This window comes from Gemmatimonadaceae bacterium (assembly GCA_020852815.1).
Lineage (GTDB): Bacteria > Gemmatimonadota > Gemmatimonadetes > Gemmatimonadales > Gemmatimonadaceae > SCN-70-22.
Genome location: JADZAN010000023.1, coordinates 106,249 through 125,290 on the forward strand (window position 1 = coordinate 106,249; position 19,042 = coordinate 125,290).

At 69.1% G+C, this 19,042-nt stretch carries 21 protein-coding genes; 10 read left to right on the plus strand and 11 right to left on the minus strand.

Going from position 1 to position 19,042, the window contains the following annotated elements:
* Positions 1-21: 21 nt before the first annotated feature.
* The gene (locus IT359_13160; protein ID MCC6929924.1) at positions 22-681 is read left to right on the plus strand and encodes a hypothetical protein; all 660 of its coding nucleotides are present in this window, start codon (positions 22-24) and stop codon (positions 679-681) included.
* A 40-nt stretch (positions 682-721) separates the two neighbouring features.
* On the opposite strand, the gene IT359_13165 is transcribed toward IT359_13160, so the two are convergent.
* Positions 722-1,150 (minus strand): OsmC family peroxiredoxin, encoded by a 429-nt coding sequence (locus tag IT359_13165; protein ID MCC6929925.1) that lies wholly within the window; start codon positions 1,148-1,150, stop codon positions 722-724.
* Positions 1,151-1,289: 139 nt separating this feature from the next.
* On the opposite strand from IT359_13165, the gene IT359_13170 reads away from it, so the two are divergent.
* Genes IT359_13170 through IT359_13180 form a run of 3 tightly spaced genes read left to right on the plus strand, consistent with a single transcriptional unit; the run spans position 1,290 to position 2,837 of the window.
* Complete coding sequence (locus tag IT359_13170; GenBank protein ID MCC6929926.1) at positions 1,290-1,745, plus strand: SufE family protein; 456 nt, start codon at positions 1,290-1,292, stop codon at positions 1,743-1,745.
* A 51-nt stretch (positions 1,746-1,796) separates the two neighbouring features.
* Entirely contained in the window at positions 1,797-2,225 is a 429-nt protein-coding gene (locus IT359_13175; protein MCC6929927.1) for a hypothetical protein, read from the plus strand.
* A gap of 57 nt (positions 2,226-2,282) precedes the next feature.
* Positions 2,283-2,837, plus strand: a complete 555-nt coding sequence (locus IT359_13180; protein ID MCC6929928.1) for a PepSY domain-containing protein — start codon at positions 2,283-2,285, stop codon at positions 2,835-2,837.
* On the opposite strand, the gene IT359_13185 is transcribed toward IT359_13180, so the two are convergent.
* Both IT359_13185 and IT359_13190 read right to left on the minus strand, forming a co-directional pair.
* Positions 2,818-3,435 (minus strand): PepSY domain-containing protein, encoded by a 618-nt coding sequence (locus IT359_13185; GenBank protein ID MCC6929929.1) that lies wholly within the window; start codon positions 3,433-3,435, stop codon positions 2,818-2,820. The genes IT359_13180 and IT359_13185 overlap by 20 nt on opposite strands.
* Before the next feature lie 126 nt (positions 3,436-3,561).
* Entirely contained in the window at positions 3,562-5,679 is a 2,118-nt protein-coding gene (locus IT359_13190) for a TonB-dependent receptor (protein ID MCC6929930.1), read from the minus strand.
* A gap of 280 nt (positions 5,680-5,959) precedes the next feature.
* Between IT359_13190 and IT359_13195 the strand changes: the two genes are divergently transcribed.
* The 3 genes from IT359_13195 to IT359_13205 are packed head-to-tail and all read left to right on the plus strand — an operon-like array spanning position 5,960 to position 8,470.
* Positions 5,960-6,292 (plus strand): CDGSH iron-sulfur domain-containing protein, encoded by a 333-nt coding sequence (locus tag IT359_13195; protein MCC6929931.1) that lies wholly within the window; start codon positions 5,960-5,962, stop codon positions 6,290-6,292.
* Positions 6,289-7,353, plus strand: coding sequence for an NAD(P)-dependent oxidoreductase (locus IT359_13200; protein ID MCC6929932.1), 1,065 nt, complete (start codon positions 6,289-6,291; stop codon positions 7,351-7,353). The genes IT359_13195 and IT359_13200 overlap by 4 nt, the downstream gene beginning before the upstream one ends.
* Before the next feature lie 37 nt (positions 7,354-7,390).
* Positions 7,391-8,470: a dihydrodipicolinate synthase family protein gene (locus IT359_13205; protein ID MCC6929933.1), complete on the plus strand. Its 1,080-nt coding sequence runs from the start codon at positions 7,391-7,393 to the stop codon at positions 8,468-8,470.
* 11 nt (positions 8,471-8,481) lie between these two features.
* Here the strand turns inward: IT359_13205 and IT359_13210 are convergent, their stop codons facing one another.
* The 7 genes from IT359_13210 to IT359_13240 form a co-directional block, all read right to left on the minus strand.
* On the minus strand, positions 8,482-8,985 hold the full coding sequence (locus tag IT359_13210; protein MCC6929934.1) for a hypothetical protein: 504 nt from the start codon (positions 8,983-8,985) through the stop codon (positions 8,482-8,484).
* Between the two features lie 96 nt (positions 8,986-9,081).
* A complete protein-coding gene (locus IT359_13215; protein MCC6929935.1) occupies positions 9,082-10,221 on the minus strand; it encodes an extracellular solute-binding protein in 1,140 nt (379 codons plus the stop codon).
* Positions 10,222-10,255: 34 nt separating this feature from the next.
* A complete protein-coding gene (locus IT359_13220; protein ID MCC6929936.1) occupies positions 10,256-11,182 on the minus strand; it encodes a prohibitin family protein in 927 nt (308 codons plus the stop codon).
* Positions 11,167-11,427 (minus strand): hypothetical protein, encoded by a 261-nt coding sequence (locus IT359_13225; GenBank protein MCC6929937.1) that lies wholly within the window; start codon positions 11,425-11,427, stop codon positions 11,167-11,169. Before IT359_13225 ends, IT359_13220 begins: the two co-directional genes overlap by 16 nt.
* 529 nt (positions 11,428-11,956) lie before the next feature.
* Positions 11,957-12,886, minus strand: coding sequence for a TIGR01777 family oxidoreductase (locus IT359_13230; GenBank protein MCC6929938.1), 930 nt, complete (start codon positions 12,884-12,886; stop codon positions 11,957-11,959).
* Positions 12,887-12,902: 16 nt separating this feature from the next.
* Positions 12,903-13,526, minus strand: coding sequence for a DNA-3-methyladenine glycosylase 2 family protein (locus tag IT359_13235; protein ID MCC6929939.1), 624 nt, complete (start codon positions 13,524-13,526; stop codon positions 12,903-12,905).
* A gap of 60 nt (positions 13,527-13,586) precedes the next feature.
* Positions 13,587-13,886, minus strand: a complete 300-nt coding sequence (locus IT359_13240) for a hypothetical protein (protein MCC6929940.1) — start codon at positions 13,884-13,886, stop codon at positions 13,587-13,589.
* A 340-nt stretch (positions 13,887-14,226) separates the two neighbouring features.
* Between IT359_13240 and IT359_13245 the strand changes: the two genes are divergently transcribed.
* A complete protein-coding gene (locus IT359_13245; GenBank protein MCC6929941.1) occupies positions 14,227-14,997 on the plus strand; it encodes a FliA/WhiG family RNA polymerase sigma factor in 771 nt (256 codons plus the stop codon).
* 142 nt (positions 14,998-15,139) lie between these two features.
* Here the strand turns inward: IT359_13245 and IT359_13250 are convergent, their stop codons facing one another.
* Positions 15,140-15,928, minus strand: a complete 789-nt coding sequence (locus tag IT359_13250; GenBank protein ID MCC6929942.1) for a hypothetical protein — start codon at positions 15,926-15,928, stop codon at positions 15,140-15,142.
* 180 nt (positions 15,929-16,108) lie between these two features.
* Here IT359_13250 and IT359_13255 point away from each other — a divergent pair, with 180 nt between their 5' ends.
* Together IT359_13255 and IT359_13260 are read left to right on the plus strand one after the other, a co-directional pair.
* A complete protein-coding gene (locus IT359_13255; protein ID MCC6929943.1) occupies positions 16,109-17,395 on the plus strand; it encodes an amidohydrolase family protein in 1,287 nt (428 codons plus the stop codon).
* Positions 17,396-17,428: 33 nt separating this feature from the next.
* Positions 17,429-18,961 carry a M28 family peptidase gene (locus IT359_13260; protein ID MCC6929944.1) on the plus strand — a complete coding sequence of 511 codons (1,533 nt, stop codon included), beginning with the start codon at positions 17,429-17,431 and terminating at the stop codon, positions 18,959-18,961.
* The last annotated feature ends 81 nt before the right edge of the window (positions 18,962-19,042 follow it).

Consider the following 19,042-nt stretch of genomic DNA (forward strand, 5'->3'; position numbering starts at 1 on the left):
CTTGCGGCTACCTTACCCGGCATGCCCGCCCGCGGTCCGCTCGCCTCCGTGCTGCGCCCCAAACGCCTCGCCGCAACGCTGCTCGCCGGCGTCGTGCTGCTCGCGGCTCCCTGGCGCGCCGGCGCCCAGGGCGACACGCTCCAACCGCCGGCACGCACCAATGTCGGGCTCGACGCCATTGGCGCCGTGTCCGCGAGCGCCGGGTGGGCGAGCGTGGAGAACGGCTTCCACGCCTGGCAGGTAGCGACTCGCGTCGACTTCGGTCACCTCCGCAGCCGCCGCGTGCGCCTTCTGGCCGACGTGCAGTACCTCCTCTCGCTCCCGCACAGCGAGTACGTGCTCGCCGAGGGGAAGAGCTACCGCGATGTCTTTCGCGATCTGTCGGCGCACCTCTCGCTCGCCGTACACCCCGTCTCGCCCACGGCGCGGGTCTCCCCGTACATCGCCGCCGGCCTCGGGGTCCACGTGCTCTCCAGTAGTTTCGGCTCGGTCACGATCGACACGAGATACAACACCAACAACTTCGGGTTGCGGGAGGCGGTCGGCGTGCGCGTGGGCGTGGGGGGGAGCGGCCGTCGCGCCCTCACGCTCGAGGTCGAATCGATCCAGACGCGCGATGTTCGACGGGTGGGGCTCTCGCTTGGCGTGACCGGGCTCTTCAACGACCTGGTGCGCCGGTAGCCCGCCCGCGACGTGCAACCCGTCGCGAGCGGGCGCGGCGTCAGGCGAGCTTCGCGTCGAGCGTGATGTTGACGTTCCCCTTGATGGCCTTGGAGATCGGACAGCTGTCCTTGGTGGCGGCGGCGAGGGCCTGGAACGTGTCGTTGTCGATCCCGGCCGCAGCCACGCGCACGGTGAGCGCCATCGTGGTGACGGCGAAGGCATCGCCGACCTTCTCGACGGTACAGGCGGCGTTGGTCTCGATCTTCTGCGCCGGCGTTCCGTTGGCCTCGAGCTTTCCGCTCAGTGCCATGCTGAAGCACGCGGCCTCGGCGGCGGCGAGCAACTCCTCGGGGTTGGACCCTTGCTCGTCGCCGAAACGCTTCACGAAGTCGAACTTCCCACCGATGGTCCCCGATTCGCCGGCGAAGGTCCCCTTGCCACCGCGAAGGCCGCCTTCCCAGGTCGCCGATGCATGACGAGTTGGCATGGTTTCGATTGGTCAGAGTTTGATGCGAAGGAAGATGTCGTGTACCCGCATGGTACACCGGCACAGTCCCCGTGCCCGGTAGAATCTGCGGTTGCACACGCTGGTTCCAGTCCTTGCGCCAACGGTTAGGCTTCCCTTCATGACGTCACCATCGCCGGCCGTGCCGCCGCGGCTCGAACAGGTCCTGCGCCGCTTCGCGTCGCTCGGGCGTGAGGAGAAGATGGCGGCGTTGGTCTCGTACGCGCGCAAGCTGGAGCCGCTCCCGGAACGCTTCGCCGCGCTCCCCGACGACGGATATACCGTGCCCGAGTGCCAGACGCCGCTTCGCCTCTTCTCCGAGGTGGACGATGGCAGGCTTCATTTCTTCGCCGACATCAACGCCCGCCAGTCGCCGACGGTCGCCGCCTTCCTGGCCATCGTCCTTGGCGCCGTGAACGGCGAGCCTCCGGCCACGACGCTGGCCATCCCGCCCGACTTCGTGCGCACGGTGATGGCGAGCATCGGGCTGGGGACGCGCGAGGTGGGGCTGGAGGCGATCATCGCCCGCCTCAAGCGCCACGCGCGCGACGCTCGCGACGCGGGCACCACTGCCTAACGCGCACGTCCCGCTCCACCACCACTCCTCACGCCAACCCCTCGACCGACCATGGCACAGTCCTATGCCAACCACACGCGGTGGCTGGTCCCCTATCACTTCGTGGTGGCGCCGCTCCTCATCATCAACCTCGGGCTCACCGTGCGCACAGCGATTCGCGAGCCGAGTGCCGCCGCCTGGTGGGGCGTGGTCGTCGCCGTCGCCATCCTGCTCGGGATTTCACTCGCGCGAGTGCAGGCGCTCACCGTGCAGGACCGGATGATTCGCCTCGAGGAGACGTTGCGGCTGCAACGCCTTCTTCCGCCCGGGGAACACGGCGACATCGGGAAGCTGTCGCGGCGCCAGTTCGTCGCGCTGCGCTTCGCGTCCGACGCCGAGCTCCCCGCCCTGTTCCGCCGCGTGCGCGCGGGCGAGCTTGTCGACGCCAAGGCCATCAAGCAGGCCGTCACCGCATGGCGCCCCGACGAACTGCGCGCCTGAGTTCGTGCGCCCCACGCATCGCCGCCCACCCCACGTCCACACATCACCGCACGGGACATGAATCCGCAGTTCTGGCGCCGCTGGCATCGCTGGATCGCCTTCCCCGCCTCGCTCTTCCTCCTCTGGGCGTCACTCACCGGCGTGGTCGTGGCCGGAACCGAGTTCTTTGGCGAGGACGAGGCGCTGCGCGAGCGCACGCGTGACCTCGTGAGCCCGGTGACCACCGACTCGCCGCCTAACGCGTGGAGCGACGCCGTGCAGAAGGCGCTCACGACCGTCGCCGCGCAGGGTGGCCACGCCCCCATCGACAAGATCGAGCTGCAGTTCAAGGGCGACGCCCCCACCGTCACCGTCTTCACCGGGAAGCCAGGGGGCGGCGAGGACCGGAAGTTCGTCGTCAACGCGACGAGCGGCGCCTTGGTGTCGGCCGAGGCGTACGCCGACAAGCCGTTCGTCTATCGCCTGCACTCCGGCGAGGCATTCGGCGACGGCGGGCTGGTCTTCGCGATGGGGTGGGGGCTGGCGCTGGCGGCGCTCACGGTGAGCGGCTTCCTCGTCTTCTGGCGCATGCGCCGCCGCGACGCCACGGGGATCAGGAAGTACTTCTTCTAGTCGCGCCCACCGCGGCCGCGCCGCCTCCGGCCGCGCCGCCTCCGGCCGCGCCACGACCCGCGACGCTCGCCCCGCCCCCGCCGGCGGCGAGCGTCGAGCGCTTGCGGCGCGTGAGGTAGGGGAGCAGCCACAGGTAGAGCCCCGTCAGCCACAACGCGAAGACGACAACGCCCGACGGGAAGAAGATCCACACCTTGGCCTGCTCGTGGAACCACGACCCGTCGTGCAGCGACTCGAGCAGGTCGGAGCGCCGGTAGGCGCTGTGCAGCACGGCGCCGCTCTCCGAGTCGACCTGGATCTCCCAGCGCGAGTTGCTGGTGATCTTCATGATCCCCTTCCCGGGGCGCACGTCGACGCGGTCAATGTCGCCCCACCCCGTGATCCCGGCCTGCGGCACGGCTCGCGCAATTTCCAGGATGCGCGGGAACTCCACGCTCGGCACCGCCCCACTCCCCCTGTGCTCCGTCGGCTGCACCCAGCCCCATTGCTTCTTCAGCTGCAACAGGAGCCCGGAGGCGATGACGACGAGGAACGGGATCGCGACCGCCACGGCGCCCCAGCGGTGCAGCTTGCGCGACAGGACGCGAACGTTGGGAATCGAGGCGAACAGGGGCATGGGACACTCGGTGGGGGAGTGTGAGCGGGCGGTCGCCCCGTGTGGAGCGACCGCCCGACGACACCGGAAGCCTACTCATGAATGGGCGCCGGCGCACCCTGAGCAGCGCTAGCGCGTGCGCACCAGCGCGAACGACACCACGACGTTGCGTCGCAACCCCGGCTCGAAGGCCACCGGGACGTTGTTCACCACGTCGGGGTTGAGGAACGCCGAGGCAAGGTACGAACGGTCGCCCAGGTTGTTGATGGCCAGGAAGCCGCGCACCCCCACACCGCCACCGAGCGAGACGGGGCGGTCGAGCGAGAAGGTCGCATTGAGGATCGCATACCCCGGAACGGTGACCACGTTGGCGTCATCCGCATAGTACTTCCCGAAGCCCTGCGCCCCGACGCGCACCGCGAACCCCTGCCACGCCGCGGGCGACAGCCCCAGCGTCACCGAGCCGAACACGTCGGGGATGCCGACGATCTTGTTCCCCGAGTAGTCGGCAATGTGCCCGGCCAGCGCCTTGTTGTAGTGGACCGAGTCCACCTCGTACTTCTGGTACGTGTTGTTGGCGAAGGTGAGCCCGGTCTCGAGCAGGAAGCCGCCAGCTGCACGCGCACTCACGCCCAGTTCCAGTCCGCGCCGCCGCGCCTCGCCCGCCGTGAAGTAGAAGCGGCCACCGCGGTACGGGACAATCTCGTTCGTCACGTTCGTCTGGTACGCGGCAATGTCGTACGACAACTCGCGGAAGAAGCCGGTCCCCTGCGCCACGATCTGCTTGGTCCCCACCTCGAACGTGGTCGAGCGAATGGGGTCGAGCAGCGGATTGATTCCCGAGATGGTGTCCTGCCCGAAGGTCGAGGCGGGGTCGGTTTCGTTCCCGGCCGGCGCCTCGACGCCGCCGCCCACGTTCGCATAGAACGTGTGCATGGCCGAGCGACGCCAGGTGAGCCCGAGCTTCGGCGTCACGCGGGCAAAGCTGCGCTCATCGTCGAGCTTGGGGGTGATGAACGAGCGCGCGATGTAGTGGATCTTGTCGTACCGCGCGCCGATGGAGGCGGTCCACTGCTCACCCAGGTCGAGTTCCTCGGTGACGTAGGCGCCAAAGTTGGCCGCGCCCTCACGCTTGTTGTCGCGCAGGTCGGTGGCTCGCGTCCCCTGCGCGGTGAGGCCGTAGAAGAGGATCGCGCCGTCCTGGTACGCCACGTCGCTCCCCGCCACGAAGCGCTGCTTCACCGTTGGCGAGAGCGTCGCACGATTCTGGAAGGAGACGTTGGCCCCGGTGTGGTAGCGCGTGAAGTCGCGGAAGGTCCCGCGCTCCGAACGCTGCAGGTACTTGGGGTTCACGTAGACCATCCCACCCAGGTCGTTGTTCTCTCCCAGACGATGCGTCACCGCTGCCCCCAGTCGCCCTAAACGATTGTAGCGGCGCTCGCGGCGCGCCAGGTAGGTCGCGTTGGCCGCGTCCGGTGTCGCCTCGGCCAGTGCCCGCGTCAGCGGGCCGGGGATGTTGAACGCGTTGTTGGTCGCCACCGCGAAGACGCTCACGTCGGTCGCGCCGCCCGGTGTGGACGTGAAGCCCAGATTGAGAAGCGAACGACGGCTCCCGCTATTCGCCCGGTAGCCATCGAAGTTCGTGTTGGCAAACGATCCGAAGATGCGCCCGTCGCCGACACGCGTCCCCGTGCGCAGAATGGTCCGGTTGTAGCCGTACGACCCCAGCGCCCCCTCCACCTCCATGGCCTGCTGCTCGAAGGTTGGGGCCGTCGAGACCGCGACCACTCCGCCAGCTGCATTCCCCCACAGCGACGAGGCGTTGGAGCGCACCACCTCGATGCGTTCGGCGATGCCGAGGTCGATATCGTCGAACGAGGTGCGCCCATCGGGCTCCGTCTCGGGAAAACCGTCGAGCAGGACGCGGATGCCGCGCGAGGTGCCCGCGTTGGAACGATCGCCCGCCCCGCGCGCGCCAAAACCGCGGATCACGATGCGCACGTCGGAGTTGCCGTAGCGCGATTGCGCGAGCACCCCGGGCACGGCAGACAGCGCCTCATCCAGCCCGTAGCCGCGCACCTGGCGCAGCTTCTCCTGGCCCACAACCGTGATCGCGAGCGGGACCTGGAGCGTCGACGTCCCTCGGCCGCGCGCCGTGATCGTCATCGGCGCAAGTCGCGTGAGGGCGCTATCGGAAGCGGTGGAGTCGCGCCTGGCCGGCCTGGCCTGCTGCGCGGCAACGGGCATGGCGAGTAGACTTGCGACGAGCAACGTTGCCGGAACTGACGGGCGAGGGAGCATGGCGTGCGCGGTGAGCGTTCGAGAAGGTGTCACGGAAGACGTGGCGACCGGAGCGCACAGTGTACCACTCCGGTCATGAAAAATTAAGGAAGAAGATGCACCTCGCTAACGCGCACGCACGCCAGAGCGCTGCACGGTCCATTCGCCCCTCGACCAGCACCTGCTCCGTCAAAATCCGCCAGTTCGAAGTCGGCCAAAACCCTCCGTATCCCTTTCACCGCTTCGCATGCCCCCCTTCACGATCCGGGTCCGCGAGAACGCCTCGCTGTTCATAGCCCCTGAAGACGCGGCCCAGCTCAAGCTGCTCGACCACACCGGAAACGAGATTCCGATTCCCCCTGGCAAGGGGGTCTCCCTGTGTCGCTGCGGCGCCTCCAGGCGAAAGCCATTCTGCGACGCCTCGCACAAGCAGATCGCGTGGGACGGGACGCTGAACCCGACCGGTCCCGTCGCCACCGCGCCGCCCGCGCCGTCGGCCTCCACGCCCGCGCCGTCTTCGCCCGTCACGCCCGCGGCGCCCACGCCTCCAACCGCGACGGACCCGCCATCCGCCTCATGAGCGACGCAACGCTCGCCGCCCTCGCCGCTGACGCTCCCCGCTCGGAACGCGAGCTGGAGGAGCGCCTCAGCCGCCCGTCGGCCGAGGTCCTGGCGGCGCTCAGCGAATGCCCCGGGGACGTGGCGGTGGTGGGAGCGGGGGGGAAGATGGGGCCCTCGCTCTCGGCGATGCTGCGTCGCGCGGCCGACGCGGAGGGGCGCGGGCGACGCATCCACGCGATTTCGCGATGGGGGGGCGAGGCGGGTGCGCGCGACGCCGAGCGACTGTCGGTGATGGGGGTGAACGTGGTGCGCGCCGATCTTCTCGACGCGGAGGCTCACGCCGCGCTCCCCGACGCGCCCAACGTCATCTACATGGCAGGTCAGAAGTTCGGGACGCAGGAGGCCCCGTCCCTGACGTGGATGACCAACACGGTGCTCCCCGCCTACGCCGCGCGACGCTATCGCGAGTCGCGCATCGTTGCGTTCTCCACCGGCAACGTCTACGCGCTCACGCCCGTCACCGGGCGCGGCTCGCGAGAAGGGGACGCGCTGGCGCCGGTGGGGGAATACGCGGCGTCGTGCGTGGGGCGTGAACGCGTCTTCGAGGACGCGGCGGCGCGCTGGGGGACTCGCGTCGCCATCGTTCGCCTCAACTACGCGGTCGACCTGCGCTACGGCGTCCTGGTCGACCTGGCGCGGCGCATCCAGGACGGGACGCCGGTCGACGTGTCGATGGGCTTCGTCAACTGCATCTGGCAGGGGGACGCGAATGCGATGGCGATCCGCGCGCTCCCCCACGCCAGCGCGCCGCCGCTCGCGATCAACGTCACGGGAAGTGCCCGCCTCGCGGTGCGCGACGTCGCGCTGCGTCTGGGCGAACTGTTGGGGCGCGTCCCGCGCTTCGTCGGCTCGGAGGGGGCGGACGCCCTCCTGAGCGACACGTCGCGCGCCCGCGCCCTGTTCGGCCCGGCAACGACCGATGAATCGACGCTCGTTGGCTGGGTGGCCGGTTGGCTGCAAACCGGCGGGCGCACGTTGGGCAAGCCGACCAGGTTCGAACGGCGCGACGGCGCGTTCTGACGATGCAGCCACCGATTGCCACACCGTTCCCCGGCGCATGACCTCGCTCCGCGCGCACCTCCTGGCCGGCCAGGTGATTCCGGCGCACCCGCTGGCGCTCACGGCCCAGCGCCGGCTGGACCACCGGCGGCAGCGCGCGCTCACGCGCTACTACGTGGACGCCGGCGCCGGGGGAATGGCGGTGGGCGTGCACACCACGCAGTTCGCCATCCGGCAGCATGGCATGCTGCACGACGTCCTGTCGTTAGGCGCGGAGAGCGCGCACGAGTGGTTGGCCCGCTCGCCCCGGGGGTTCACCCTCATTGCCGGCGCGGTGGGGGGGCGCGACCAGGCCGTGCGCGAGGCCACGCTGGCGCGCGACCTGGGCTATGACGCCGTGCTCCTCTCGCTGGCCGGCCATGACGGGGCAACGCACGAGCAGCTCCTGGCACACTGCCGCGCCGTGGGCGAGGTCCTCCCCCTCATCGGGTTCTACCTGCAGCCCGCGGTTGGGGGGCGACGCCTCGACTACCGCTTCTGGCGCGACTTTGCCGAACTGCCGGACGTCGTCGCCATCAAGATCGCGCCATTCAACCGGTACCAGACACTGGACGTGGTGCGCGCCGTGGTCGACGCCGGGCGCGACGACGTGGCGCTGTACACGGGGAACGACGACAACATCGTTGCTGACCTCCTCACGCCCTTCACCCTCGCGCGTGGCGAGCAGCGCGTCACGCGCCACATCGTGGGCGGGTTGCTGGGGCAGTGGGCGGTCTGGACGCACCGCGCCGTGGCGATGCTGGCCGAGCTCGCGAGACTACGCACGCGCAGCGCCACGAGCGTGGACCCGTCCGCTGGCGGCAACGCCGATGCCTATCGCCGCTGGCTGGCGCACGGTGTCGCGCTTACCGACGCCAACGGCGCACTCTTCGACGTGACGCACCAGTTTGCCGGCTGCATTCCCGGCATCCATGAAGTGCTGCGACGCCAGCGCCTGCTGGACGGCACCTGGTGCCTGGACCCGGCAGAGGCGCTCTCCCCCGGGCAATCGGCGGAGCTCGACCGCGTCGCCACCGCGTACCCCGAGCTACACGACGACGACTTCGTCGCCGAGCATCGCGATCGCTGGATGGCGTAGCCTGGATCGCGTCACGCGAGCCGTGCATGCCAGGACGACGACGCCGGACGCTCGAAGCGCGCCCGGTACTCCCCGGCATTGGTGATCGTTGTGTCGAAGACAGCGGTGTCGGCGCCAACGACGCCATCGCGTACGCGTGCGACGTACGTTGCACGGTCCACGCATTGCACCTGGCCGGCGGCATCTCGATAGAAGATGCGCCCGCCGGCCAGCAACGACGCCCCCAGCGCACGCTCCAATTGCTCCAGCGAGCGATAGAGCGCATCTATGGAACAACCGGAGGCGCCGGCCGCGCGCTGGTCCACGCCAATTGCCAGAAAGCGCCCCTCGCGCCAGTCGCGCGCGCTCATGAGCGGCTCGCCGTGCGCCTGCCAACCGGCCAGGTAGTCGTCCACGAGTCGCAGCAATGCCTCGCTGGCATCGCCCGTCAGCGCGCCGCGCGTCGTGGCGTCACTGGCGCCAAAGATCCACAGGCGCGCGTCGTCTGGAAGCTGTTTGAACGGAACCTGCGGCATCGACCATCCTCTCCTGCATGGTAACTCGTCGGCATCGGCGCATCGCGCGCCGGTGTCGCAAGTTACTCACCATCCCACAGGAGGTCAGCCAGGGGGTCAGCGGCTCCTGGCCGAGTCGCCCCTCGCACCGCCGGCGCGCAGCGAATCGAGGAAGGGCGGGCTCCCCGTGCCGACCACGAGCGGTGCGTCGAGCGCATCCAGGTACTCGGCGCGAAGCACCCGCTTCCCCTCGCCTGAAAAGAGGAACCTCACGAACTCGGCCCCCGCCTGCGGATGCTCGGCGTCGTTTGGTATTGCGAGCCCGTAGCGGATCGGCATCCCCTCGAGCGCGAGCGTGTCGCCCACCGCGCTTCCCAACACGCGCACCCGCGCCGTGGCGTACGTCGCGGCCAGCGCCTCATCGCCGAGGTCGACGTCGGGGGGGAGGGCGATGAAGGGGAGGCGCGCCCCGCGTGCCGACGATTCGTACATCCAGGCGTAGTCCAGCTCGTTGGCCTGCAGGAGCGCCACCAACTCCGCCGATTTGGGGCGCACGTTCCGGCGCGGCGCCGCTGCCACGAGGCGGCGCGCCAGCCCTGGTTCCCTGTAGTGGCGCTCCGCCAGCTGAAAGAGCATCAGCGTGCGATAGCCGGCCGGGTCCAGGTCGGGATCGGAGCGCCCGATGTCGAGCCCCGGGCGCTGCAGCACGCGGCGCCAGTCGCCTCGCATCGCCTCGTCGGCCCCGGGCGCATTTGCCGTGTAGGCAAGCACGAGGCGGTTGCGGGCAAAGCGGGCGTACCAGGACACGTGCGACGGCATGAGGAGGCGCGGAAAGACCTCCTCGTCGGCCAGCGCCACGACGTCGGCGTGCTTGCCGAGGTCGACCAGGCGCCGCGCCAGCTCCAGGCTCCCCGCTGTTTCCAGTGTGTAGGGGGTGCCGGTGCGCGCGCGAAAGGTGTCAAGCGCGGCGCGCAGCGGGCGCGACAGGGAGCCCGCGGCGAATACGGCGAGCGGCGCGGGGGGAGCGGCCATCTCCCGACTGCCACTACCCCGCTGCGCATCCCGCGTCCCGCCGCACGCCACGACGACCAGCGCCAGCAACAGCAACAGCACCAGCGGCAGCGCCAGCGCCGGCAGAAGTCTCGGCGCGAATGCAGGCGCCAGTCTCGGCGCCAGTCTCGGCGCCAGTCTCTCCGCCCCTGCCGGCACCGGCGCCATCACACGCTCCGTCATCCGCAGGATGGCACAACCTCGCATGCGAGCGCTGGGCACCGCGCAGCGCCCGGCAACGTCACTTGACCGGCGGGAGCTGGATGAGTGGCGTCCCACCCCCCGACACCTGCGGCATGGCTCCGTTCCACTTGTCGATCAGGCGGTACTGCACCAGCGTCGGCGTCAGGCTCTCCGAGAGCAGGCGATTGGCGCGCGACTGCGCCTCCGCCTCGGCGAGGATCGCCTTGGCGCGCCCCGCCGCCTTGATCGAGTCGCCGCGCGCCTGGAACTCGTTCTTCTGCAGCTCGTTCTGCGCGGTGAGTGCCTGCTGCTGCATCACGTTCTTGGCGTTGATGGCCTCGATCACGCTCTGCGGCGCGCGGAACTCGTTCAGCGTGAACTGCTTCACCACGATCCCGTACTGCACCAGCCGTTGCGACAGGAGCGCCTGCGCCCGCGACACCGTTTCCGCCTTCTTGGGCCCCATGATGTCGGCGATGGCCTCGTCGCCGACCACTTCCTGCAGCGCCTGGCGGATGGTCTGCTTCACGTAGCCGTGCTGGATCGAGCCGATGTCGGTGCGGAACGTCTGGTACAGCGCCGGCACCTTGGCGGGGTCGATCTCGAACGACATCGCGACGTCGAGCGAGATGGGCTGTCCTTCCTTGGAGTTCACGTTGATCTCGTCGTTGCCCGTCGAAGCGCCCGACGCGCTGCGCGTGAGGACAAGGGTCTGCATGTAGACCGGGTACTCCTCGATTGCACTCAGCAGCGGGTTGCGCAGGTGCAATCCCGGGCCCAGCGGCTTGTTGTCGACGCCACCGCCGGCGCGGTGGATGAGGATCCCCACGTGCCCGGGCTCCACGTAGGTGAACAGCGACGGCAGCAGGAAGGCGAGGACGAAGAGGATCGCCCCGAACTTGATCAGCTTGCCGAGCAACCCACCGCCACCCGACGCACCGCCCTGTCGCATCGCGTTGAGCACGTCGCCTACTTGGTTTGCCATACGGTCTCCTTGAAGCATTCGGGGCACACCCGTTCACCTGACGGGAGGCGAACCATGGTCTCGTCCGAGAGGGCCCCGTGAATGGGACAGGTGAGTTCCGCCTCGCGTTCGATCTCCTTCCGGTTTTGCACCTGCTTCCAGAGCTTGCCGAGCGGGGTAAAGGTCGTGAGGCCAAAAAAAAGAAGCGTAGCTGCCGCCACGACGAGCGCGACGAAAAGCACCGCTTCCATGATGATCGCTGCCATTGATGCCTCTTCGTACGAGCCGCCGGGGCGGCGGGTTTCGGGACGCCCCCAACCTACGTCGAACACTCTCCCTGAGAGAAGGTGAGGTGATGAGGGTGGTCAAGGGCGCGAGCCTTGTGCACCTGGGCGCACGAGGGCGCGTAGGCAGGGGAAAGGGCTTTCAACACGGAGGGTCCACGGAGGAGCGGAGGTACACGGCGGACTGCGTGATCAACTACGGACCCGGGCGATCGGTGAGCGGTGGACCGGCGGCGCCCGACTGCCCGCGCACGGCGCTCGACTGCGATCGTCACGCGCCCCCCGGCGTTCCTCCCCCCCCGTAAAGAACTTCTGGCAACCCAGACTGCCTCGTGACGCGAGTGCGCGATCGTCCGCATCGCCAGACTCCGGCGCCGCCAAACAGTGTGTTCCCAGTCGCCCTCCTCCGTGCCCCTCCGTTCCTCCGTGTGTCCCCCGTGTTGAACGCACTTGATCTCAGCCTGCCACGTGCACTCGCCCCTGCCTCGCGCGCGCCCCGCCCCCCCGCCCCCTACCCAACGCCTTCCGCGCGCAACGCCGTCTCCAGCACCGGGTGCACGAACTTGAATCCCGCCGCCTGGAGCTTCCCCGGGACCACGCGCTGCCCCTCGATCACCGTCGCCTCGCCCATCTCGCCGTACAGCAGCCTGATGGCGAACTCGGGGACCGGGACGATGGTCGGGCGATCGAGCACCCGTCCCAGCACCGCGGTGAAGTCCGCGTTGGTCACGGGAGCGGGCGCCGTCAGGTTCACTGCGCCATCCAGCGACTCGGCCGCAATCAGGAACTCGAGCGCGCGGAGGGCGTCGGTGCGCGAGATCCAGCTCATCCACTGGCGCCCGCTCCCGACCTTTCCCCCCGCACCTAACGAGAAGATGGGAAGCATCTTCGCCAACGCCCCACCCTCGGGGTTCAGCACCATGCCCATGCGCGGGTGCACGACGCGGATGCCCGCGGTGCGCGCCGCGTCGGCCGCCCCCTCCCACGCGCGCGCGACTTCGGGGAGCCAGCCACGCCCAGCCGGCGACGACTCGTCGGCGGTCTCGTCGCCGCGATCGCCGTAGATCCCGACCGCCGACATGCTCACGAGGACGCGCGGCCGCCGCGACAACCCCGCGAGCGTGCGGGCCAGGAGCGCCGTACCGCGCTCGCGCGACTCGCGAATGGCGCGCCTGGCTTCTGGCGTCCACCGCTGGGCGATCGACTCACCCGCCAGGTGCACGACGGCGTCCACCCCTTCCAACGGCGCCGCGTCCAGCACCGTCGTCGCATCCCACACGATGTCGGGGGCGTCGGTATGTGCACCGCGCGCACCGTCCCCACCGCCCCCACCCCCCCGCGCGCGCCCGATGCGCAGGACGGTATGCCCCGCCGCTTGCAGCCGACTAACGAGCGGCGTGCCGACGAAGCCGCTGGCCCCCGTGATCGCAATCCTCATCATCGCCTTGTCCCCCGCGCTACGACCCCTCCCCGTCGATCGAGCGCCAGAGATACCAGCAAGCGACCGTGCGGTACGGCGCCCACCGCGCGCCGATCGTGTGGACCTTCTTCGCATCGGGGAGCTTGCGCAGGCCATACGCCCGCTGGATCCCCTTTCGAATGCCGAGGTCGAGGTCTGGAAGTACGTCCGGGCGCCCGAGCCTGAACATCAGGAACATCTGCGCCGTCCACAGACCAACGCCCTTGATGGCCGTGAGGTGCCGGATGACCGCGTCGTCGCTCGCCTCGTGCAGCGTGTCGATCGGGACCTCGCCCGACAGGACGCGCGCCGCGAGGTCGCGCAGGTAGGAAACCTTCTGGCGCGAAACGCCGGCGCCGCGCAGCGACTCGTCGGAGAGCGCGTGCAGCGCGGCCGCGCGTGGCGTCTCGCCACCAAAAAGCGCGACGAATCGACCGTGGATCGTCGCCGCGGCCTTCCCCGACAGCTGCTGGAAAATGATCGACCGCGCCACCGCCTCGAAATGCGTGAGGTGGGGCGCGGTCTCGAATCGGCAGGGACCGACCTCGTCGATGACCCCCGCCATCACGGGGTCGACACGGCGCAGGTGGTTCACCGCCTTGCGGTGCGAAGCAGGAGGCATGACCGGAACTCTACCGGGCCGTCAGCTGCGGCGCACCTCCCGCGCGCGGCAGCGGAGTGGCTAGTAGCGATCCAGGTCGCCGCTCTCCAACAGCCGCATCGCCAGCTCGCCAATCACGTCGGGCGAATTGTAGACGCCGGTCTCGAGGCGCATGCGAATCTCGGCGATCCGCGCCGGTGACAGGCGCTCCAGCCCGCGATCCAGATGGATGACGGCGTGATCGTACGAGACCAGTCGCTCGGACGAGGACGTCGGGTCGGCAACCGGCTCCACGTCATGCGACGGCGTCGGGCGGTTGGGAAGGACGACGTCGTGCGACGTGGGGGTGTGCTTTTGCGGCATGGCGAGGCGGCGTTCCACCGATGGCTCCGTGAGTGGGCTCCAATCGCTTATATCGACCGCGGTTGCCAGAACTTGAGCGTTCCTGAGCGAAATCTTCCGGCAACTCCTGCCGAGCAAGGCACCTTCTACCCAGTCGCCCCAAGGCCTCATCGCCTGAGGCGACGCGCCATGGACGTCGTGATGTTCGGCACAAACGCTTGTCAGCAATCTACTTAGCGCACTCCGTCTGTGCGGCGTCCGCCTGAAGTATCGGTTGGCCCTCGCGTTGCTTTACCACCGTTCGTCGCCCGGCTCGCACACGGCGTGGACGGCGACGCGCGAGGGATCGCAATCGACTCTTCGATCGGGAAAGGACTCCATGGCTCCAGCACTCGCCACCAGCCGCCAGACCGTCGCCAACCACGGCGTCACGGCCGAAGCCCGCCAGCAGATTCTGGGGGAGCATCTCGGACTCGTCTATCACGTCGCCCGCCAACTGTGCCGGGCCAAGCAGATGGACGTCGAACTGGACGAACTGGTGAGTGCGGGGACCATCGGTTTGATCGAGGCCTTCAACAACTTCGACGCCTCGCGCGGGCTCGCCTTCAGTACCTTTGCCGCCCCGCGCATCCGCGGTGCGATGCTCGACGAGCTGCGCCGCCAGGACCACGTCCCGCGCTCCGTGCGCCGCCGAGCCCGCGAACTGAACAGCGCCACCGAGCAGCTCACCCGCGAGTTGGGCCAGGCCCCCGACCAGCACCAGATCGCGTCGCGCATGGGGATCGACCTCCACACGCTCTTCCGTTGGCAGAGCGAAGGGGACAACTCCCGCTTCATCCCGCTGGAACGCACGCTCGAGGGTGCGCCGGGTGGCTCGCGCATCCCGCTGGAACACCTCATCGCCTCCACCGACGTGGAGATCGACGACCAGCTCACGCACACGCAGGAGGTCACTCGCCTGCGCGACGCCCTGGTCGCGCTCCCCGCACAGGAGCGCAACGTCCTCACGCTCTACTACTTCGAGGAGCTCAAGCTGCACGAGATCGCCGCACTGCTCGGCGTCAGCGAGTCACGCGTCTCGCAGATCCGCGCCAAGGCCATCACGCGCCTTCGCAAGCAGCTGTCGGCGCTGCGCGAACCGCTGGCCTGATCCCACACCGATTCGATCGTTTCCGCACGCGCTGGTTTCTTCGTTCGCTCCCCCGCGACGACAGACGGGCCGCCCTCGGGCGGCCCGTTCTGCTTGCAGCTGTCGGTTGCCGGCGCGTCGGGGCGAGCGCGCGCGAAGGGCGCTACAGCGCCGTCGTCGCCGCCTCGCGCTCGCGGCGCCGCGCTTCGGGGAGCGTCGGGAAGCGAAGCTCGTAGCGAATGCGCTCGCCATGCGCCGTGTTCACCACCGTCACCCCGACCTCGGTGAAGGCGTGCGCCAGCGCGTTGCGCACGGCGTGAACCAGCGAGCCCTCGCCGGTGAAGATCGCCTGCCCTTCCGGCTGCGGCGCCTCCAGCACGACGGAGGCGTGCAGCGCGTCGCCCGTGTACGAGAGGCGCAACTCCCCCGTTGCACCTGCGGCCCCGGCGCGCAACGCATTACCGGCACCGCTCTCGAGGACGACGAGCAGGCAGCGAAGCAGCGCCGACGGGCGCACGAGAAGCGGAAGCGTCTCGAAGTCGGCAGCCACCTCGACCGAGATGCCGCGCAGGTCGGCGTGGTGTCCGTGCAGCTCCAGCACCTGGGGGACGATGTCCTGCAGGCGCACCGGCTCCGCGCCCACGAAGGGTTCGGCCGGCATGCAGCGAAAGAGCTGCAACAGGTGATTGAGACGCGTCACTTCCTGCGCCAGCGCGGCGATGACTTCAGGCTCGAAGGGTTCGCCGTCCTGGAAGATCCCGACCACTGCCTCGAGCGAGGCAACACGGTTGGTGAGCTGGTGATTGAGCCCCTTGAGGACTTTCTCGCTCACGCGGAGCCACTGGTCCCCCCACACTCGTGACGGCGTCGGTCCTTCGGTCGATGGATCGAGCGTTGCCTGACGAGTCTCGGTCACGAAGGTGCTCCGGTCCCACGCGTGAGGTGCGGTCATGGAAAGGGTCGATCGAGCGGTGGGATAATGTACGCCACGGAGAAGCTCGCTTCCTTGACGACCCGGACGCAGCCGTGGCACGGGCAAATTCTGCCGGGCCACTGGTCGCGCTGGCGCCCCCCTCCGACGCCCGTAGCTTGCACCTCGCCCGTCCGCCGCCCCCATACCGTGGAGCCACTCGTGCCCAACGTCGTACGTCCGCGCGCCGCCCTCCCCCTCTCGCGACGCATTTTCGCGGCGCTGTCGATCGCCACCGCGCCCTCGTTCGTTCCCAGCATGGGCTTTGCGCAGGCGCCGACCACCCCGGACCTCGTCATCACCAATGCTTCGTTGATCGACGGGGCGCGCGGCGCCTTTGCCACGGGCGCGACGGTGGTGATTCGCGACGGGAAGATCGCCCAGGTCGCCACCGGCGCGGCCACCGTTCCGCCAGGCGCAACGGTCATCGATGCCCGCGGGCGCTACCTCCTCCCGGGGCTCATCGATGCGCACACGCACATCGCCTCGCTGGCCAACGCACGGCGCGCCCTCGAGTCTGGCGTTACCACCATTCGTTCGGCGTCGACTCCCGCCTTCCAGGACGTCGCGCTGCGCGAGGCGGTGCGGGGGGGCGTCATCGCCGGCCCGGACGTCGTCGCCGCGGGGCTCTTCGTCTCCCCGGAACTTGGCGACGGGATGCTTGGCGACCCGCGACTTCCAAGGCTCGCCGGTGCCATGCAGAGCGAGGCCGGATTGCGCGAGGCCGTGCGCATCAACCTCGACCGCGGCGTGGATGTCATCAAGACGCGCGGCACCGAGCGCGCCGGGCTCCCCAACACCGACCCGCGCAAGCAGTCGTACACCGAACAGCAGCTCTCGTGGATCGTGGACGAGGCGTCGAAGAAGAACGTCCCTGTCATGGCCCACGCCCACGGCGACGAGGGCGCGTATGCGGCGGTAAAGGCCGGCGTGCGCAGCATCGAGCACGGGAGCTTCCTGAGCGACAGTACGTTGCAGCTGATGAGGCAGAAGGGGACCTTTCTCGTCCCCACGTACGTCACCGTCTTCGACCTCACGCAGCCCGGTGGCGACTACGACGACCCCGCGCTCACCATCCGCGGCGACTTCATGCTCCCCGCCCTGGGCGAGACGGTGAAGCGCGCGCACCGCATGGGGATCTCGATTGCCACCGGTGCCGACACGCAGTACGGCCCCGAGTCGCTCTCGCGCATCGCCGGCGAAGCCGCCTTCTTCGTCGCGCTGGGGATGACGCCGCTCGAGGCCATACGCTCGGCCACCATGGTCTCCGCCCGGCTCCTGGGGCTCGACCAGCGGATCGGGCAAGTGAAGGAGGGGTACGAGGCCGACCTGATCCTCGTCGAGTCCAACCCGCTGCAGGACATCCGCGCCCTCGCCGACGTCCTGGTCGTCATCTCGAACGGGACGATCGCCCTCAACCGCACCCCGTTCGCGAAACCCGCCCACTGATCCGGTCACGTGTTCCGCTGCCCCAGGAGCCTGATGCACCGCGCCCTGCTCGCCCTCGCCGTCGTTCCCATCGCGCTAAACGCCCAAGGCAGCGCGCCGGCCCGCGCGCTCGACAGCGCCAGCGCCCACGCCGTCGGCACCATCACCGAGAGCGACATCCAGCGACGCATCGCGATCATCGCCGATGACTCCATGGGCGGGCGCGACACTCCGTCGCGCGGGCTCGACCTCACCGCGCGCTACGTTGCCGGCGAGTTTGCCCGCTTCGGCCTTGCACCCGGCGGCGACGCCGGGCAGTTCGAGCAGCGCTACGCCATTGCCAGGACGCGCCTCGACGGCGACGCTTCCAACGCCACCTTCTCGTCAGGCAGCACGCGCGCGGTGGCCAGCGCGCGTCGCGACTTCATCTACGTCTTCGGCCCGCGAACCGGGCGCCCCGTCGTGGCCCCGGTCGTCCTCGTGAACGGTCCACTCCTCGTGGACAGCGCCAAGGTCCTCCCCATCCAGGGGAAGACGCTGGTCGTGGTCGCCGACTCGCGCGCCCCCAACGCCACCCCGGTCAACCAGTTCCTCGCCCCGGTCTTCGAACGCGGGCCGGCCGCGGTGATCATCGTCCTCAACAACGACACGACGACGCTGGCGCGGCAGGTGGCCAACCAGTTTCGCGAGCGCACGATGGTCGAGGGGGAGACGGCCGACGATCCGGTGGTGACGATGGTGCACGAACGCGTGCTCGGCGCTGCCTTTCGCGCCGCGGGGCTCGACCTCGCAGCGCTGCGCGCCGCCACGCGCTACGAAGCGCGTCCCGTCGCTGCACTCAACGTGAGCGTCACCGTCGCCAACCTCGCCAACGGCGCCATCACCGCGCCTAACGTCGTGGGCATCCTCGAAGGGAGCGACCCCGAACTCAAGCGCGAGTACATCGTCTTCTCGGCGCACATGGACCATGTCGGGATCAATGCGAGCGCCAAGGGCGATTCCATCTGGAACGGCGCCGACGACGACGCATCGGGAACCGTGGGGGTGATCGAACTCGCCGAGGCATTCAGCCAGCCCGGTGCGCGCCCCAGGCGATCGCTCATCTTCGTCACCGTGAGCGGCGAGGAGAAGGGGCTGTGGGGGAGCGAGTACTTCGCCTCGCACATGCCGGTCCCGGTCGACCAGGTGGTGGCCAACCTCAACATGGACATGATCGGACGCAACTGGCGCGACACGATCGCCGTCATCGGCAGGGAGCACAGCGACCTCGGAGGCACGCTCGACCGCGTGAACGCCATGCACCCCGAACTGCAGATGCACGCCATCGACGACCTCTGGCCCAACGAGAACTTCTACTTCCGTTCGGATCACTACAACTTCGCACGGCGCGGCATCCCGATCCTCTTCTTCTTCAACGGGACGCACAAGGACTACCATCAGGCCAGCGATTCCCCGGAAAAGATCGACGCCGAGAAGGAGGCGCGCATCGTGAAGCTCATCTACTACCTGGGCGAGGCGATCGCGAACGCGAACGAGCGGCCCAAGTGGAACGAGGCGAGTCGCAAGCGGATCGTCACGGCGAAGTAGGGGACGAGCTGGGGCGTGAGTTTGCGTTATTGCAAGAGCACGACACGGAGGTCCACGGAGGGATCACGGAGGGATCACGGA

Excerpts from the sequence above, each read along its gene's own strand:
- IT359_13165 (MCC6929925.1), bottom strand. The coding sequence starts at position 1,150 with ATGCCAACTCGTCATGCATCGGCGACCTGGGAAGGCGGCCTTCGCGGT.
- IT359_13170 (MCC6929926.1), top strand. The coding sequence starts at position 1,290 with ATGACGTCACCATCGCCGGCCGTGCCGCCGCGGCTCGAACAGGTCCTG.
- IT359_13210 (MCC6929934.1), bottom strand. The coding sequence starts at position 8,985 with ATGCCGCAGGTTCCGTTCAAACAGCTTCCAGACGACGCGCGCCTGTGG.
- IT359_13215 (MCC6929935.1), bottom strand. The coding sequence starts at position 10,221 with ATGCGAGGTTGTGCCATCCTGCGGATGACGGAGCGTGTGATGGCGCCG.
- IT359_13230 (MCC6929938.1), bottom strand. The coding sequence starts at position 12,886 with ATGATGAGGATTGCGATCACGGGGGCCAGCGGCTTCGTCGGCACGCCG.
- IT359_13190 (MCC6929930.1), bottom strand. The coding sequence starts at position 5,679 with ATGCCCGTTGCCGCGCAGCAGGCCAGGCCGGCCAGGCGCGACTCCACC.
- IT359_13200 (MCC6929932.1), top strand. The coding sequence starts at position 6,289 with ATGAGCGACGCAACGCTCGCCGCCCTCGCCGCTGACGCTCCCCGCTCG.
- IT359_13250 (MCC6929942.1), bottom strand. The coding sequence starts at position 15,928 with ATGACCGCACCTCACGCGTGGGACCGGAGCACCTTCGTGACCGAGACT.
- IT359_13260 (MCC6929944.1), top strand. The coding sequence starts at position 17,429 with ATGCACCGCGCCCTGCTCGCCCTCGCCGTCGTTCCCATCGCGCTAAAC.
- IT359_13195 (MCC6929931.1), top strand. The coding sequence starts at position 5,960 with ATGCCCCCCTTCACGATCCGGGTCCGCGAGAACGCCTCGCTGTTCATA.
- IT359_13160 (MCC6929924.1), top strand. The coding sequence starts at position 22 with ATGCCCGCCCGCGGTCCGCTCGCCTCCGTGCTGCGCCCCAAACGCCTC.
- IT359_13205 (MCC6929933.1), top strand. The coding sequence starts at position 7,391 with ATGACCTCGCTCCGCGCGCACCTCCTGGCCGGCCAGGTGATTCCGGCG.
- IT359_13235 (MCC6929939.1), bottom strand. The coding sequence starts at position 13,526 with ATGCCTCCTGCTTCGCACCGCAAGGCGGTGAACCACCTGCGCCGTGTC.
- IT359_13180 (MCC6929928.1), top strand. The coding sequence starts at position 2,283 with ATGAATCCGCAGTTCTGGCGCCGCTGGCATCGCTGGATCGCCTTCCCC.
- IT359_13220 (MCC6929936.1), bottom strand. The coding sequence starts at position 11,182 with ATGGCAAACCAAGTAGGCGACGTGCTCAACGCGATGCGACAGGGCGGT.
- IT359_13225 (MCC6929937.1), bottom strand. The coding sequence starts at position 11,427 with ATGGCAGCGATCATCATGGAAGCGGTGCTTTTCGTCGCGCTCGTCGTG.
- IT359_13245 (MCC6929941.1), top strand. The coding sequence starts at position 14,227 with ATGGCTCCAGCACTCGCCACCAGCCGCCAGACCGTCGCCAACCACGGC.
- IT359_13175 (MCC6929927.1), top strand. The coding sequence starts at position 1,797 with ATGGCACAGTCCTATGCCAACCACACGCGGTGGCTGGTCCCCTATCAC.